Raw genomic sequence first — 17,528 nt, forward strand, 5'->3', positions numbered from 1 at the left:
TATTAAGAGGTATTAGTTATCTTCCTATTATAACTAATACACCATTTTAGAGAATATTTGTTTAAGATTATATTTTTTTACAAAAAAGTTATATTTTTTATTGCCTTATACCTACTATAATGTTTTACTATATTTACATAGAGGTGAAATAAAAATGAAAAATAAAATTTGATTTATAACCGGAGCCAGTCAAGGTTTTGGTTTAATCTTTGTAAAAAAATTACTAGATCAAGGACACTGTGTAGTTGCTACAAGTAGAAGTCCTGAAAAAATTATAGAACAAGTTGGTAACAATGATTCTCTTTTAGCTTTAAAAGTTGATTTATCTAACCAAAAAGAATTGGATGACGCAATGAAACAATGTGTTGATAAGTTTGGATCAATTGATATATTACTTAACAACGCTGGTTACGGACAATTGTGAACATTTGAAGAAACAAGTGATGAAGAAATAAGAAAATGTTTTGAAGTTAACTTTTATGGTACTCTAAACGCAACACGTGCTGCATTACCATATATGAGAAAACAAAAATATGGCCACATCTTTACAACAGCATCTGTTTGAGGTTATGTTGGGGATCCTTATATTTCTACTTATGCTGCAGTTAAATTTGCAACAGATGGTTGAACAGAAGCTCTTAGTCATGAACTTCAAGGATTGAATATAGGAGTAAGTTGTATAAAACCTGGAGGTTTTAGAACTAATTTCTTAGAAACAACTTCAATGGTAACTGGAGAAGATAAAATTGCTGATTATAAAGAAGCAAGAGATAAGTACTTTGATAACTTAACTAACTTCAATAAACATCAAGATGGAGATCCAGAAAAATACTGTGACTTTATTATTAATTTAACTAAAAAAGATAAAGTCCCTCCATTACACATCTTCACAGGTAGAGATGCTTATAAAATGGCAGAAGATAAAATTGCTAAAATTAAAAAAGACATGGAAGAAATTCAACAAGAAGCTACAAACTTACACGTAGAATAAAATGATTAAAAAAACCACTTTAAGTGGTTTTTATTTTAGTTAAATAGAGATTCAATATCAGGATATTCACTTATACCATTTACATAAAATCCAGTAAATTGATATACAGTTTTGCTTTTAACACTGTTTTGGTTATCTTTTGCTTTTATTGTTAATGTGTATGTACCATTTTTAAAGTTAGTAGCTGAACCAGGTTCAATTTCTATATTAACAATATCAATTGGATTTAAATCAAAGTTTAAAGAAATAAATTGTTCTAATATGACTTTAGAAACTTTATTAGAATCAAGCAAGTCTTTTTTATCGGTGATACTACTAATAATTGATCCAACACTTTTAATTTGATTTTCCTTATCAGATAAATCAAGTGGTGAGGTTCTTAAAAATGCATCCTTTAAACTTCCCTTTATTAATTTAGAATCACTTTTTGCAGTTATATCAAATCTTCTATTAATCTTTTGACCTTGAATTTTGTGGAAATTACTAATTTGTATATCATTCATATATACAAGATACTCTTCTTCTTTTATATTATTTTTTTCAAAAAGTCCTTTTATTAAAACTTTTAAATCTTCTTTGTTAAGTTCAGAGTCTGAACCTTTATCAGCAAAACCTTCTATAAAACCAAGATTTTTGTCAAAATTAGATATATCAATTATATCTTTTACAAAAACATCAAATTTAATATCTTTTGCATTTTTGTAAGAGAGTAAAATTGATGTATTACCTTGTTTTAAAGCTATAATTTTCATTTTACTTGAATCTTGATCAAAAGTAACTTTTACAATTTCTTCATTTGTTGTTTTAAATTTTAATGTTTCATTTTCTATTTTGTTTTGCACATTGACCAAAAACTCATTTGTGTCTCCAACACCAAATAATGTTTTATCTTCCACTTTTTCGATTACTGGGTCTAGTATTGTAGTCTCATTCACTTTAACTTTTAATACTGCCTCATTTTTTTGGTTATCTGCTTTAAAAATTAATTCTGTTTCACCTTTTTTTAAAGCTGTTATTTTTATTTCCCCTTTTGATTCAACTATATTTATATCAATAAAATCTACAGCAGTTTCTTTTAAAATTAAATTTTTAGCCTTTTTATTATAATTTATTGTTTTTTCTACAGTTTGACCATTAACGATATTAAACTCTAAAGTTGATTCACTAAGTTCTATATCAACTCTATTGTCAAAAACTTTTATAACAAGAGTTTCATTATTTTTTGAATTACTTGCAGAAAATTCCACATTGTAAGTTCCAATTTTTGTTGCTTTAATATGTATTGTTTTTTGTTCATCGTTGATAACAACTTTTAATGATGGGTCAACTTCAGAATGAATACTTAATCCCTTTATTGATTTGTTGTATTCAATTGTTTCACTTGAAACTACATCATTTGTTAGTTCTAAATTAATTTCTTTTTTACTCAAATTTATTTCATAACCTTCATCAATAACCTCTATAGAAACTGTTTTTGTTTTTAAAGAATTATCTGCTTCAAAAACAATATTTGTACTTCCTTTTTTCAGAGCTGAAAATTTTATTGTTTTTTCTTCTTGATAAACTTCTACTTTAACTACATCATTATCATTAGAAATTACTCTTAGATTTCTAATGGCATGACTATATTCTATTATTGTAATTTCTTTTTGCCCTTCATCTATTTTTAACTCAAGACTATCTGGAATATCTATTTCGTATTTGGATTCAGTTATATTTACTTCCATAATCTCTTCTTTTTTTGCATAAAGAGAATCAAAAGTTATTATAGCTCGACCAACTTCTATAGGTTTTAAATAAATATTATTATTATTTTGATCTATTGAAACATCAATCTTGTTTCCACTTATGTCCTTTACAATCAATTCTTTAATATTTTTATTATATTTAACAACCTTATTATTTGAATTTTGATAATCTAACAATAATTCAATTTTATTTTGTTCAAGATTAATTTCTTCTGGGTCAATAATGGTTATGCTTAATTTTTTTGATAGTTGAAATTCATTTGAATAGAAGTTGACATAATAATTACCTATTGGTGAAGAAGAACTAAGGTAAAATATTATGCTTTTATTTTCTAATTCAATTTTTATATCAATAGAGTTTGGGGTATTTTTATCCTTAACAATAAGATCAGAAACCTTATTATTAAATTTAACTCTTTTTTCAGTATCTTTATCATTTATCATAAAAATAGAGTTATTACTTATTAGATTACTTTGTGTTACTTTTGTAAAATTTATTCACATAAATATAGAAAGAGCCAATATTACAAATAATGAAATTAATATAGCCAAAGATATTAATATATTTTTTTTAACTTTTGGATTAGATATTTTTTTCTCTTTATTTGTTAGATTATCTAGTTTGTCTAAATTTTCTTTAAGATTATTATTTGGTTTTGATTCTTTTTTTATATTTTCAAAATCACTTTTTTTCTTATAATTTTTACTATCAAAATCTTCTTTTACTTTTGGGCTTGAAGGATTTGTATTATTATTAAAACTTGGTATTCATACTTTTGCATTATTTTTGATTATCATTTGGCAACAATAACAATGTTGACAAAAACCAAATAAAAAATGTTCATAAATAGGCACTTGCACATTTGTATTTCAATAACAGCTACATTGATCGCAGCTTCTGTATAAGAACTGAATATAAGAAAATGCATCGCTTATTAAATAAAACCTACCCATAACATTATGGTTATTATCAACAACATAAAATGAATTATCGTTAATTAATATGTAGTACATAATACACTCCCCAAAAAAACCTGAGAAAAATTATGTTAAAAAAAAAAAAAAAAAGTATTTTTACCCCTAAAAACTTTTATTATAAAAATTATATGTTTTTTTTTTTTTTTTGTCAAATAGCGACTTTAGATTAAATAAAAACCACTGTAAAGTGGTTTTTATTTTTCTTATTTTTTAGCACTTCATTTAAATGTAAATGTAGTAATTGTAAATATTGCAGCAAGTATTAATATTGCTCCAATTATTGGTTGTCATGTTGATGTAAAATCTTGACCGATAAAGTCACCAGGTGTAGGTTTACCAGTATCATCAAACTTAATTTCATAATGTTTATTAAACGGATTATCTCAACCCCCATTATTTCAACCCCTTGTTGCATACAAGAATAAGAACACTCCATACTTATGAGGAATAAAATAAGTAAATATTATCATGCCTTTGCTTGTTTCAAATATTTCTGGAGGTAACATAATTCCTGACAAGAATATACTAAAGAAGTAAACCATCATAATCATACCTTGACTTGATCCTGATGAACTAAATATTCCACCAAACATTGTTGCAAGAGCAATTGAAGTTAACGTAATTAATACCATTGATAGCAAGAAATATCCTCAATGAATATTTCCCATTAATTTAATTAATGTGTTAGCTTTTTCAACACTCATTGCATTAAGAATTTCTGAAAAAATGATATTAAATAACATCATAATTATAAATGACACTATTCCCGCAATTAAATACACTAATCACAATGCCGCTATAAATACACTTTTTCTAATTCCTGTAATATCAATTCTCTTTAAAAAAACTGAGTTTTTTCATTCAACTACCGCTGGGGCAAGCAAAGTCAAACAAGTCATACAAGGTAATAATGTATATGCAAAAAGAATTGCAAATTTTTCTGTACCTGGAGTTTGACCGTATTTTCCACCCATAATAAAGAAAAACATAATATTAAAAAATATTGGAACAACTATCATAAAGATAATAGATTTGGGTTCTTTTATAAATGATTTAAATAATAATAAAGATAAGTTATTGAAAATACTAATTTGTTTTTTTGCATCAAAGTTAACTTGTTTTCCAACTTTATTCATTATTTATTTTCTCCTTTAAAAAATCTATTCATAAGTTCTCTTACAGAATTATGATTTTTAATTGTATTTTCTACTGAATCATCATATCAAACTTTACTATCTTTGATAATGATAAGTCTGTCACACATTTCTTCCACTTCTTCTGGGTGATGAGAAACCAACAATAGTGTTTGTTTAAATTCTTTTGTATTTACCTTAAAAAAATCTATAATTTTAAATTGTAATTCCATATCAAGTCCTGTTGTAAGTTCATCTAAGATTACTATTTTAGGATTGTTCATGATTGAAATCATAGCATTAAATCTTTGTCTTTGACCTCCGCTTAATTTTTTAAGTGGTCTGTTAATGAATTCCTCTATTTCAAAAACTTGTTTCAGTTTTTCCTCTCACTCTTTTGTAAATTTTGGATAAACCGACTTATAAAAATCTAACATATTTTGTGCAGTTATTCCATTTGGTCAACTGCCTTCTTGTAATTGGATACCTATTTCTTGTTTGATATTGTTTTGTAAGTTAATTTTAATTTCCCCTGAATCAGGTTTACTAAATTGAGCTATCATTTCCACTAATGTTGTTTTACCACAACCATTAGCTCCCATCAAAGCTACACGTTGACCTTCTTTTATTTCTAAACTAAAGTCTTTAAAGATAATTTTTTTGCCAAACGATTTTGAAATATTTTTTACGTCAATGATTGTTTGCATTTCTATTTTCTCCTTATTAAAGAAAATATATCATAAATAAATAAACATACAAGATTTTTATTTCAAATATAATTTTTTTCTCTTGTTTTTATAAAAAATAAAAAACGCATTATAGCGTTTTTGTATTTTTAAATTAAAACTTTAGACTTATACTCATTTGTAAACTTTTCTCTAAGTTTAATTTGATGCTCTACAATTTTATTTTCAAATTCATCTTTAATGTTAATTTTTTGGTTTGAATATTCTTCTAAATAATTTTTTTTATCAAATTTTTCCAATGATGAAACCTTTTCTTTTTTATTATTAACTAAATCTGAAATCGCATTAGCTCTATCTTCTTTTGCGGTTTTAACAAATTTTTTAGTTTCTTCTCTTTTTTTATTTACAAATTCTTTTTCAGAATCTTTTAAACCTTTGTAAATTAATTTAGCTTTTTCGATTTTTTGAGTTGTTTCACTATTAATTAAATTTATTTTATCTTTTAAAGCATTTATTTTATAGATAACATCTTCTCTTTCTTTTTGAGTTTTAGACATTTTTACTAATTCATTTAATCCTTTAATTTCATTTTTAATCTCTGAAATTTCATATTTCTTATCTTCAATAAATTTTTCAACAGTAAGAACATGAGTTTCTTTTAAAGATCCCACAGTTCCTCTGCTTGAAATTAATAACATTCCATAAACCGATGTTGTAACAGCAACTCCAGAAGCAATAGCTATGAAGAATACTGCAGTTTGTCATCCATAAGGAACAGCACCCAATATAGCAACAATTGGTCCACCATGAGCTGCAAGATCAGTTATTTGAAATGCTCCTGCAATTGCTCCTGCAACCATTCCACCAAGAACATTTGAAATAATTGCTCTTTTAGGGTCTCTAATAGCAAATGGGATTGCACCTTCAGAAATACCAATAGTACCCATAATCATTGCGGAAATACCCATTCCTCTTTCTTCTTTTGTAAAGAATCGTTTAAACACAATTGTGCTCAAACCCATTGATAAAGGAGCAACTGGTATTGCAGCCGCCATTGCACCCATAGGTTCTGCAATAGGATCTGCTAGAGTAACAAGTGATGCACAAGTAACAAATGCAATTTTGTTAATTGGACCCCCCATATCAAATGATGCCATAGCACCTAACAATATTCCCAAGGCAATTCCCAATCCAATACCAAAGTTTGGACTTTGATATCCACTCTTAATTGCATTAGATAATTGTTCCATCACATAACCAATTGGTCCACCAATTACATAAATAAATAGAACAGATATTCCAATACCTGCTGTTAGAGGTATGAAGAATATTGGCATAACAGCTTTTAATGATTTGTTAACTTTTCAAGTATTAACTCACTGAACATAGTAACCAACCAATAAACCAGCAATAATAGCTCCAATAAATCCTGTTGGGGTTCTAACTTCACTCATACCTGGTAAAGGCATGAATTTAGAAGCATCATTACCAATAAAAGCACCAAGCATTGCAGGAGCAATTGCTGCTCTTCCAGCTATTGAATTAGCTATGAATCCAGCTAATATAGGTATCATTAATGTAAATGCAGCTCCTCCAATTGAATCCATTATTGCTAATGGATTTCAAGGATATCTGTTTTCAGGACCAGCAGTACCTGATTCGGGTCCTCAAATTGCTTTAGCAATTCCTATTGAAAATGCCAAACAAATTCCACCCATTATAATTACAGGGATCATATATGAAATACCAGCAAGTATATGTTGTAGAACCCCTTGTTTTTGTTTAGCAATTCCACCTTCATTGCTAAATTCAACCCCTAATTGAATGCTTCCTTTTAAAAAAGCATCGTCAAGAACCTTTAATGGTTCTTTTATAGCTCTGGCAACATGTGTTGAGTACACCAATTTCCCATTAAATCTTTCAAGATTAACTTTTGTATCCGCTGCAATAATGACTACATCAGCAGCTTCAATTTCTTTTGAAGTTAATGGGGTACCAACCCCTTTACTTCCTTGTGTTTCAACACGAATATTGTGTCCCGCTTTTGATAATTCTGATAATAGTTTATCTTCTGCCATATAAGTATGAGCAACACCAACAACACACGCAGTAATTGCAACAACATTTTTACCATCAAGGGTATTTGCTTCTTTAAAGACTTTATCTACTTTAATATCCATAAATTTAGAGAATTCTTTCGAGTTTTTAGCAGTTTTTAATTTTTTTCTTAAATCTTCAGACATAAGTTTTTTAGCAGTTTCACTTAATATATTTAAATGTTCACTTGAAGCATTTTCGGGTATTATTAATGCAATAATAACTTTTGTAGGTTTACCATCAAGTGATTCTCATTCTACATCGCCTAATGTTCTAACACAAATTATTGAAGCGCTTTTTATACCCTTTACCTTTGCATGGGGTATTGCAAAACCATCTTCAAACCCAGTTGTTCCTTCTTCTTCTCTTTTATAAAATGCCTTTAAAAGAGATTCTGATTCTGAAAAAATACCAAGTTCTTGTGCTTTATTTGTAATATATTTTAGAACTTCATCTTTTGAATTTAGTTCAATGTCTAAGAATATATTTTTGTCTATATAAATATTTTCCAAAATTTCCATTTTCCTTTCTTTTTTCTAGATAATTTTCTAAAAAAAAAAAAAAAAAAACAACCCTTTTAGCTGTTTTTTTTAAACTATAAATTTATTCAGGAAATTAGTAATTCTGATTCTCCTTCGATTGTTAGTTCGCCTTCTTCTTTTATACAAAAAGCTGAGTCACCCAATTTGAATTCTAAGTCATTTATTAAGCACTTTCCTTTAATAACAGTAAATTGGTATCATTTTAAATCCATATTGCATTTTCAAACTACCTTTTCTTTATCTACAGTTACTTTTTCTAAAGAAAAATATTCACAATCAAATTTTAAATCTTTATTGTTTCTTATAATAACATCGCTTGTATCTGGAATTGAAACATTTTTTAAACTATCTTCAATATGAAGTTCTCTAGATTTTCCATTATTATCAATTCTGTCATAATCATATAGTCTATATGTGATATCACTTGATCTTTGAATTTCATAAACAGTTACACCGGGTGTTATTGCATGTATTTTTCCTGGTTCAACATAAAGGAAATCCCCTTTATTGATTTCAACTTCTTTAAGCAAATTATTTCATTCACCATTTTTAACCATTTCCTTGAATTGGTTAATACTTTCTGCTTTATGACCATAAATTAATTTTGCATTTTCAGGACAATCTAAAATATATCAACTTTCTGGCTTACCAAGAGAATTATGTTTATTCTTTGCATATTCATCGTTAGGATGCACTTGAACAGACAAAAAGTCATTGGCAGTTATTATCTTTGTAAGTAAAGGGTATTGTTCTTCTTTTGAAAAACAAAAAATATCTTTATTTTTTTCATAAAAATCTTTAAAAGAGATATTTTCACCTTCCAAATAAGACATACCATTTTCATGAGCAGAAATAACTCAAGCCTCTCCTATATTGTTTTTTGGTATATCAAATCCAAATTCCCTAAGTTTTTCTCCCCCTCAAATTCTTTCGGAAAAGAATGGCTTAATTTTAATAATTCTATCCATTTATTCAATACCTCCATTTATTATTTAAAATCTTCAATAATTGAGTTTAGTTTTTTACCAACTCCAGCGCTTTGAACTGTATCAATAACTTCTTTTGCAAGTTCTTTGATTCCATCAATTGCATTTCCCATTGCATAAGAATTTGGAAAATCTCTAAACATTGGATAGTCATTATGTTCATCTCCAAACACATGAATATCTTCTTTAGTAAGTTTATAGTGATTTAACAAAGCGTTTAGTCCTCAACTTTTGGTTGCATCTTCTTTAAAAAGTTCTATTCTACATCCTCCATTTTCTCTTGGAAATTCTAGAGCTAATAATGATTTCTCTTCTACAATTTTTCTTACATAGTCAAGTTCTTCATCACTTATTGTGTTTGCAACAAGTACAGGAAAACTTTCATCATGATCTAGACCATCATTTATCATATGTTCTAAATCATCATATTTGTACAGAATTTGATCATTGGGAAAATGATCAAAACTTATTTTAGTCTTGTTATTAGTTAACATTTCTTGTCAATCATCATGTTTTACATAATGAACTCTAAAATCATTTGAAATACATACATCAATATTTGTTGATAAAAACTTTTCCATCAAATCTTTTATTTCTTCTTTAGAAAAATGATTTTTAGCAATGTATTCAAATGTATTTGGGTCAATCACCGAAGCTCCATTAGAACAAATTACTGGTAATTTAATATTTAAATCTCTTGCTGCAAAGTCAGCCATAAAATAATTTCTACCAGTAACAATTGTTAAACTATTATTTGAATCCTTTTGAAATTTTAATAACTCCTTTTTATTTTCTTCACTAACATTATCTCATTCAAAAATTATTGTTCCATCCATATCTGTTGCTGCTATTTTTTTAAATTCTTTCATAATTATTACTCCTTATTACAAGATTATTTTAACTTGTTTTGTAAAAAATTAATTTAAATAAAATATATTTAATATATTAGTTATAATAAATAAGTATTATGAAGAGCAAATTTTCATTCTACTTATTATATAAAATGTTTTAAAAGACAAATGGTTTAATTACTGAAGAAAATTTAATAAAAATATAACTTTGATTAGTTTTTAAAAACTAATAATTTTTAATATTTTTTCGTTGTCTTTTTAGAAAGAGGAAAAAGAAAATGACAAAAAGTTTAAAAATGCTAGAAGAAAGAATTTCAGCAAAAAGATATGTTCAAGACTTTAAATTAAGCGATGAACAAAAAACAGAATTATTAGAATCAATTAGATTCGCACCAAGTTCATTTGGTATGGAACCTTTTAGAGTTTTAATGATCGAAAATAAAGAAATTAAAGAAGAATTGTTACCTGCTTGATGAAATCAAGTTGGTGTAACTCAATCATCTGCGGTTTTGATTTGAGTTGGTTACAAAGAAGATTACTTAAAATCAACTCACTTTAAAGAACAAGTTGAAAGATCAATTCCAGCTGAATTTGAAAGCGTTAGAGAAATGATTTATGGTGGAGCTGATGGAATATTGTCAGCTCTTGAAATTACAAGAGATGAATGAGTTGCTAGACAAGCCTATATTTCATTAGGAACTGTTTTAAATACAGCACAAGAATTAGGATTAGATGTTTGTGCTTCAGAAGGTTTAGAACAAAAAGGAATAGCTACAGTACTTGAAAAACATGGTTTATTAAATTCTAAAGATGAAAAAGTTTTAGTTGGGATGTTCGTTGGTAAAGTCGATAAAGACCAAGAATTCCATCATTCATTTACAAAAGTTAGAAGACCATCAGATAAAGCTTACAAAATAGTTGAATAATTAAAAAATAACACTTTAGTGTTATTTTTTAATTCATTTCAAACATTTCCATGAAAATATCATATACTTTGTCTAGATTATTTTTTTCAGTTGAAGAAATTGATAAAAACTTATCATTTGGATCAAAATCCAATGTTTGTTTAATAATTTTTTCGTTTTTCTGAATATCATTCTTTTTACACTTATCTCTTTTTGTTGCCACGATAAAAACCTTTATTTCGTGATGCTTAAAGAAATTATACATTTCAACATCATCTTTTGTTGGTGGGTGTCTTAAGTCTACCAATTGACAAATAAACTTCAATTCATCTCTATTAGTTAAATATTCATCCATCATTTTTGCAAATGCTAATTTTTGATCATGATTTACCCTTGCATAACCATAACCAGGTGCATCCACTATTCTAAATTGTGAATTATTAATATCAAAGAAATTTAAAAGTCTTGTTTTTCCTGGTGTTGATGATGTTTTTGCAAGTTTGTTTTGATTTGTTAAAGCGTTAATAAAAGTGGATTTTCCAACATTACTTCTCCCAATAAAGCAAACCTCTGGAATATTATCCTTTAATCAACCACTTTTATTAGCAGCTGAAGTTAAAAATTTAGCTTGTTTTATCATAATGTTTTAATCTCCACTTTTATTTTTACTATTTTTGAATTTTTATAAACTCTTTTAACATGTTTTCAAACTCTTCTGTAATGTAATCTGTTTCATCTTTAATTACTTCTCTTCTTTTAAGAAGAACTTCATTATAATACTTGTTTAGTGTGTCAACAAAGTGTTGTTGATTTGCAATTCTGTTTTCCAACACTCTATTGTTGTATTTTTTTTCCAATTCATATTGTTGTTTCATTGATTCTAAGATAGTTTCTTCCATATCTAAATAACTTCTAAAATCTTGTCTTTTGATCTTTTTTAAAGTTTTAATAGAAAATAACTTCTTTTCATTTTTATTTAAAAATTTTTCTAACATAAAAAGTACCTCATCCGACTATAAAATAATTATAAAACAATTTTAGTAATTTAATAGTTTATTTTAAATTTAAACCCTTTAAATAATCATATAATTTTCAATTATATGAAGTTTTTACCAAATCTTCTAATCCTTTTTCATCTCTAAAGGTTATAAAAATAACGGTTCTTTTTAAATTATGTGATATGTCAATAATATTTTTCATATCAATAACTTCATTAAATAAAATTAATTGGCCTTCATATTCAAAAGCAATAATAGAGCTTTGTTTTGCACTTAAAATAGATATATAAACAATAACTTGAATAGTATATAACAAGTAAAAGAAAGTGAATAGAATTGATAGTATCTCTAATTCTTTAAATATTAAACAAAATATAAAGTAAATTGTAATTAATACAAACATTGGCATAAAACCAATAAAAATATATAAATTGAAAAATTTATACAACTTCTTATTTAAAAATTTATTATCTGGTCATATTAATTTCATTTTCTTAAGTCTTTTAAAGTGAATTGCAAAGAAGTAAAAAAGAGCAATGCTTGTTAAGATCATTAAACAATAACCGGTTAATACATTTCCTGTAGTTAAGTTTGAAAATATCATTATTATCTAATCCCCTTTATTACCAAGTTTTTTTACAGTTAAAAGTAAATCAAAATTATCAGTACCCATAATATATTTATCGTCGTTTATTTCTAATTGTGTTGAAAAAATTCAATTTTTCTTAAAATAAAATAAAATATGACTGCAGTAAACTATATTTTCTAAATTATATTGAAAATACTTGTCATTAAGTTGAATCATGACTCTTTTGTTTGTTATATATAAAGAACAATTTAATTTAGATTCTTTTAATTCTTTTTTATAATCAATTTTATCTTTATTATTTTTTAACTTTAATTTAATTAAATTAACTTCTTTTTGAAAAAAATAACACTTTTCATCTTTTGGTAATTCAAAATCAATTAAGACTTCTTTTAATTTAAATAGATTTTGTTGGTTTTTAAACTCCTCATTTATTAAATTGGAATTTTGTTTAAATGATTTGTACTTTCCTTTAAAAATTAAAGCTAAAATACCTGTAATAAGTACTGAGATTAACCAAAGCGAAATAATTATAATTACAATATGATCTTTTGATTCCATTTTATAAACCCCCAATACTTGTTTTATTATATCAACTATAATTTCAATAAAAATAAATACAGTTAATAAAATACTTTCTAATAAAAAAATGCTAGAAGCATTATTTTTATTAGAAAGTATATAGGTTAACTTTTTATTCATTGTTTTAGTTAATCAGTATATTTTTACAAATTAAGATCCTGCTGGAAAATGTAATGATTAACTTTGTAAGTTATTCATAAGCGCTGCAATAAAACCTTTACCTAGTTAAATTGTATAGGAAAACCCTTTAAAGGATTTTTTTTATTATATTTATACACTTTAAAACATTAATATTTGATAAATAAAAACCACTTATTTAAAGAGGTTTTGCTTTTTATAAAAATTTCTTTAATTTTATTTATTTGTTTTAAATCTGTTGCAATCTACACATAACATTTGTAAGTTTTCATAAACTGTTTTTCCACCCTTGCTTCAAGGAACAATATGATCTCCTTCCATTTTTTCAAATTGAAAGACTTTCTCGCATTTTCGACCTTTAAATCCTGGACAAATTCCTTTTTGCTCAAGAAATTTTTTTCTTTTCATTGTTTTATCAAAAGCTCTAAAACTTAAATATTTTTCATCATTTGTTAAAACGTATGGAAAAATACCAGGTTTTTTTATAATTTCTTCATCCTCCATTAATTCTTCAACTTTTGTTTGTATATCAATAAAATTAAATTTTTTATTATATGAAATATTATAAATATCTCCTCATTTTTTATTTACAGATTTTAATTCCTTTGCAAATAAGTAGCTTGAATTTTTATATCCAAAAATATCTAAAACTCAACTGACAACCTTATTTCAATGATCAATCAAATCATTTGCATTACTTTCATTTCTATATTTGTTCATATAAGATTCAATATCGCAAATTTCTTTATTTATAATATAATCAAAACTACTTTTTCATTCCAATGCTAATTCTAAAACTTTTTGTCTTCCCGCCTTTGTATCATCAAGTTCAACAATCTTGCAATCATTTCTCATGGGTTCAATCAATGCACGACAACCGTTTTTGCTTAATCCAAAATATTTTTTAGCCTCAGTAAGCCAAGTTCCTGTATAAGCTGCATTTCTCAATTCTTGCTCATTTAATTTTTCTCCAGCTGTATTTATAACTTTAAATCATTTTAATTTTTCTTCATTATTTCCCAGACAAATTCTAATATCAAGTTCATAATTCATAATTTTATTATATGTTGTGGGTAAAGATTGTTTTAAATTAGTAGCATTCATTTTCGAACCATTAAAAATTCCTTCTAAATTAAAAGAATTAACATCAGCTAAAAATTGACAAATACTTAATATTCTTTGCTGACCATCTAATACTTCATACTTTTCATTATTAGATTCTACATTTACTAAAAAAATAGTATTTAAAGGGAATTCTTGGATTACGCTCTCAATAACTTTTTGTTGTTTTTCCATATCATAAATAAATTCCCTTTGATAAGCCGGCCTTACTATTAAATTACCTTTTCAAGCCAAAACCTCTTCATCATCATCTATTTCACTTAATTTTTTATAACCCTCAAACAAATCCTTTATTTTGATTGTTCTTATATTATTATCTATTTTCATTAAATTATTTTCTCCTTTTAATTATCATTCTCATATAAGGGAAAACTTTTTTTCCATTTTCATCCTCATATCAAACATCCTCTTGTTTTCCTAATTCATTTGGAGTTGTAGAAATTCAGGGATTTCTTCCAAGACCAATAATATCAAATTGATCTGGATTTCACTTTAATAAAAACGAAATAGGAACCCCCATTGGTTCAAAATAATCAACCGGAATTTGTTTAATCTTATCAACATTTATTGCATCATAATTACAATATTTGCGATATATTTCACTTTCATTCTCATAAAGATAATTTAAAGGATATTTTTCATATCTTTTTTTAAAATCTAAATTTGTAAATCAATTATGATTTCCAAATTTTTGTAAAATATCCCCGTTTGCTGTTCTAATCATTTTCTTATCATCAAATAAAGTATCGAAAGGTACTTTATGTTTTTTTGGTTGCGTTACGCCTAATCATAATTCATTATTTTTAATTAATTTAAATATTTCTTTATAGGAAATTGCATTCATATTACCAATTATTAAAAACTTCTTCTTATTTTCAATTATTTGAGACACGAACTCTCTAAATAAACTAAATGGCGGATTAGTTATTACTATATCTGATTCTTTTAAAAGCTTTATACATTCTTCACTTCTAAAATCCCCATTAGAAGTTTTAAATCAAATAGGTTCAAAATCATAAATATCTAAATCATTTCCACCTTTGTATCTCATGCCATATGTGACTTTATTTTCATTATTATAATGTGTTGCTATTAATTCTTTAAGACCTAAGGAAGAAAACATTTTATGAAAATACAATCAAAATTGACTTGATTTTTGTTCAAAATCATTTGGATTTTTATTTTTAAAATATTGATTTGCAGTAGACAATAATTTTGAATCATTCTTCAATACAGCTTCATCTAACATTTTTTTTCATGTTTTTGATCCAAAAAAATCCTTAAATAGTTCAGGATCATCACAATTACATAAAATTGTTTTTCCCTTAAAGTTATCCCAATAATAAGACATTTCCGATTCAATTGTTTCATAAGTAGTGTAAAATTCATCATTTTTTATTTTTTTTGCATTTGCCAAATTTTGTTTCATTAAAAATGTTCACCCCTTAATATTTAATTAAACTATCATTAAAAACAATTTAATTATATCATTTACATTATAAAAATAGATTTTTGAAGATAATTTATTTAGGCAATATATTTGCAATTTTAAATTGATAAAATTTTTACATATTATTTTTTTAAAATACATTGTTTATTATACATTCAAATATTCATTTATTTATGCTGTTAAATTGAAAAAAATTCCTTTAATTGCTCTTTTAAAAATAATTCAAAAGCTCTAAATATAATTTGTATATACATTTAATTCTTTTCATCTTTTTGTTTTTTATAAAATACATATTTATTGCTTAAATGATCTATACTATAATGCTCAAAAATTCTTATATAATGATGAGTAAATTTTTGATTCTTCAATTTAAAAAAATTATTACTTGAAAATTTGTTTAACATGTAATTTAGCATTTTCTTTTTTATTTATTTTTTTGATTTTTTCAATGTGTCTTAATATTACTTTTTTGATTTTTATCTTTCATAAAAACCTATTATTAAAGTCTTAATTTATTTATCTCTTAAACACAATCCTAAAATTCTTAAATTTTTACATATTTTGTTTATGTATTATTCTTTTAAATTTACTTCAATTTTTAGGTCTTCCACCAACATAGGTTTCGTATATTTCAATTTGACTACTATCAGAAAATTCAACATATTCATTTAACATTATTCTAATTTTATGTAACATTCTCCAAGTTATAAGATAACTACGCTCCAAATCCAGGAACATTTCTTTAGCAGATAACCTATTTTTAGATATTTAAACTAAATATATAATTTTAAATTAATCTAACAATTTAATATTAAAATTATAAACTATTATTTTTTTAAATATTGAAGCTGTTGAATAACATTTAGTAAAAAAAACTTTCACCTTTATCTCTTAAATAAAAATAATTGAATTAAAGTTACATTTAAACTTTTTTTTTTTTTTTTCTAATACAAAACTAGAACAAGATTTTTTACTATTAAATCTTGTTCTAAATTGATTTTTAGTCATTTTTTCAATAATTTTATCTTCATATTTATTTATTTATTTATTTATTTATTTATTTATTTATTTATTTATTATAGAATAAATAAAGTTATAAATTGTATAAATAACTTTTTATTTTTAAAATTAAACATCAAATTTAGAAAACTGTAATTCTAAATTTTTCAAGAATGCTTGACGTTCTTCTAAAGTTGAGGTTGCAAGACCTTTATAAGTTTGAATGATTGGATTATACAAACCTATTTTTCTCATAACTTGTGCTGTAATTGCATCATTGTGTTTTTTTGTTTGGTTTGTTACTACTTCTCACATATCTCCAAGAGATGTTTCAATAATAAATGTTTTTTCAATATTTATTGATGGTTTTCAATCAACTGGATTGTTACCCTCTTTAATCAATGTCCCAATAAATACTCTATCAAAGAATCCTTTTAGGATTGCTGGCATTTCAAAGAAGATTATTGGATAAATAATAACTATTTGATCACATTCGTTTTTTAATACTTCAGTGAAGTGTTCTAAGTTCGGATCATATTCAGCATAACCAAAAGCTTGAAACTCTTTTTCTGAAATAACAGGATTAAATTTCATTTCATTTAAATCCCATACTTCATATTGCTTATTTGCTTTCTTTAATCCTTCAATTACAGAATCTGCAATTGCATGGTTAAAACTTTTTTGTTTTGGATTCGCTATTACAATAACTGTTTTCATAATATTACCTCTTTGCTAA

Annotated in this window: 16 protein-coding genes; 2 read left to right on the forward strand and 14 right to left on the reverse strand. The window is 25.3% G+C overall.

Annotated elements, in window-relative coordinates; genetic code table 4:
- The first annotated feature begins 154 nt into the window (after positions 1-154).
- Entirely contained in the window at positions 155-991 is an 837-nt protein-coding gene (locus SMONO_RS02510) for an SDR family oxidoreductase (protein WP_101780786.1), read from the forward strand.
- 35 nt (positions 992-1,026) lie between these two features.
- On the opposite strand, the gene SMONO_RS02515 is transcribed toward SMONO_RS02510, so the two are convergent.
- The 6 genes from SMONO_RS02515 to SMONO_RS02540 all read right to left on the reverse strand — a co-directional run bounded on the left by SMONO_RS02515 (position 1,027) and on the right by SMONO_RS02540 (position 10,030).
- Entirely contained in the window at positions 1,027-3,753 is a 2,727-nt protein-coding gene (locus SMONO_RS02515) for a hypothetical protein (protein WP_101780787.1), read from the reverse strand.
- A 167-nt stretch (positions 3,754-3,920) separates the two neighbouring features.
- Entirely contained in the window at positions 3,921-4,853 is a 933-nt protein-coding gene (locus SMONO_RS02520; protein ID WP_101780788.1) for an ABC transporter permease, read from the reverse strand.
- Positions 4,853-5,557 (reverse strand): ABC transporter ATP-binding protein, encoded by a 705-nt coding sequence (locus SMONO_RS02525; RefSeq protein ID WP_101780789.1) that lies wholly within the window; start codon positions 5,555-5,557, stop codon positions 4,853-4,855. Before SMONO_RS02525 ends, SMONO_RS02520 begins: the two co-directional genes overlap by 1 nt.
- A 128-nt stretch (positions 5,558-5,685) precedes the next feature.
- Complete coding sequence (locus tag SMONO_RS02530) at positions 5,686-8,154, reverse strand: fructose-specific PTS transporter subunit EIIC (RefSeq protein ID WP_211277578.1); 2,469 nt, start codon at positions 8,152-8,154, stop codon at positions 5,686-5,688.
- 74 nt (positions 8,155-8,228) lie between these two features.
- The gene (locus SMONO_RS02535) at positions 8,229-9,143 is read right to left on the reverse strand and encodes a type I phosphomannose isomerase catalytic subunit (RefSeq protein WP_101780790.1); all 915 of its coding nucleotides are present in this window, start codon (positions 9,141-9,143) and stop codon (positions 8,229-8,231) included.
- A gap of 20 nt (positions 9,144-9,163) precedes the next feature.
- Positions 9,164-10,030, reverse strand: coding sequence for a Cof-type HAD-IIB family hydrolase (locus SMONO_RS02540; protein WP_101780791.1), 867 nt, complete (start codon positions 10,028-10,030; stop codon positions 9,164-9,166).
- Between the two features lie 260 nt (positions 10,031-10,290).
- Between SMONO_RS02540 and SMONO_RS02545 the strand changes: the two genes are divergently transcribed.
- Positions 10,291-10,938 (forward strand): nitroreductase family protein, encoded by a 648-nt coding sequence (locus SMONO_RS02545; protein WP_101780792.1) that lies wholly within the window; start codon positions 10,291-10,293, stop codon positions 10,936-10,938.
- Between the two features lie 28 nt (positions 10,939-10,966).
- On the opposite strand, the gene yihA is transcribed toward SMONO_RS02545, so the two are convergent.
- The 8 genes from yihA to SMONO_RS02580 form a co-directional block, all read right to left on the reverse strand.
- Positions 10,967-11,557 (reverse strand): ribosome biogenesis GTP-binding protein YihA/YsxC, encoded by a 591-nt coding sequence (gene yihA, locus SMONO_RS02550; protein WP_101780793.1) that lies wholly within the window; start codon positions 11,555-11,557, stop codon positions 10,967-10,969.
- A 28-nt stretch (positions 11,558-11,585) separates the two neighbouring features.
- Positions 11,586-11,912, reverse strand: coding sequence for a hypothetical protein (locus tag SMONO_RS02555; RefSeq protein ID WP_101780794.1), 327 nt, complete (start codon positions 11,910-11,912; stop codon positions 11,586-11,588).
- 58 nt (positions 11,913-11,970) lie between these two features.
- Positions 11,971-12,519: a hypothetical protein gene (locus SMONO_RS02560; protein WP_101780795.1), complete on the reverse strand. Its 549-nt coding sequence runs from the start codon at positions 12,517-12,519 to the stop codon at positions 11,971-11,973.
- A 6-nt stretch (positions 12,520-12,525) separates the two neighbouring features.
- Positions 12,526-13,062, reverse strand: a complete 537-nt coding sequence (locus SMONO_RS02565) for a hypothetical protein (RefSeq protein WP_101780796.1) — start codon at positions 13,060-13,062, stop codon at positions 12,526-12,528.
- A 375-nt stretch (positions 13,063-13,437) separates the two neighbouring features.
- Positions 13,438-14,670 (reverse strand): GmrSD restriction endonuclease domain-containing protein, encoded by a 1,233-nt coding sequence (locus tag SMONO_RS02570; protein WP_101781105.1) that lies wholly within the window; start codon positions 14,668-14,670, stop codon positions 13,438-13,440.
- A gap of 4 nt (positions 14,671-14,674) precedes the next feature.
- Positions 14,675-15,772 carry an adenine-specific methyltransferase EcoRI family protein gene (locus SMONO_RS02575; protein WP_101780797.1) on the reverse strand — a complete coding sequence of 366 codons (1,098 nt, stop codon included), beginning with the start codon at positions 15,770-15,772 and terminating at the stop codon, positions 14,675-14,677.
- A gap of 573 nt (positions 15,773-16,345) precedes the next feature.
- Positions 16,346-16,489: a hypothetical protein gene (locus SMONO_RS04260; protein WP_158637903.1), complete on the reverse strand. Its 144-nt coding sequence runs from the start codon at positions 16,487-16,489 to the stop codon at positions 16,346-16,348.
- 432 nt (positions 16,490-16,921) lie between these two features.
- Positions 16,922-17,509, reverse strand: coding sequence for an NAD(P)H-dependent oxidoreductase (locus SMONO_RS02580; RefSeq protein ID WP_101780798.1), 588 nt, complete (start codon positions 17,507-17,509; stop codon positions 16,922-16,924).
- Positions 17,510-17,528 lie beyond the last annotated feature (19 nt).

Origin of the sequence: Spiroplasma monobiae MQ-1 (genome assembly GCF_002865545.1) — a bacterium.
Lineage (GTDB): Bacteria > Bacillota_I > Bacilli_A > Mycoplasmatales > Mycoplasmataceae > Spiroplasma_A > Spiroplasma_A monobiae.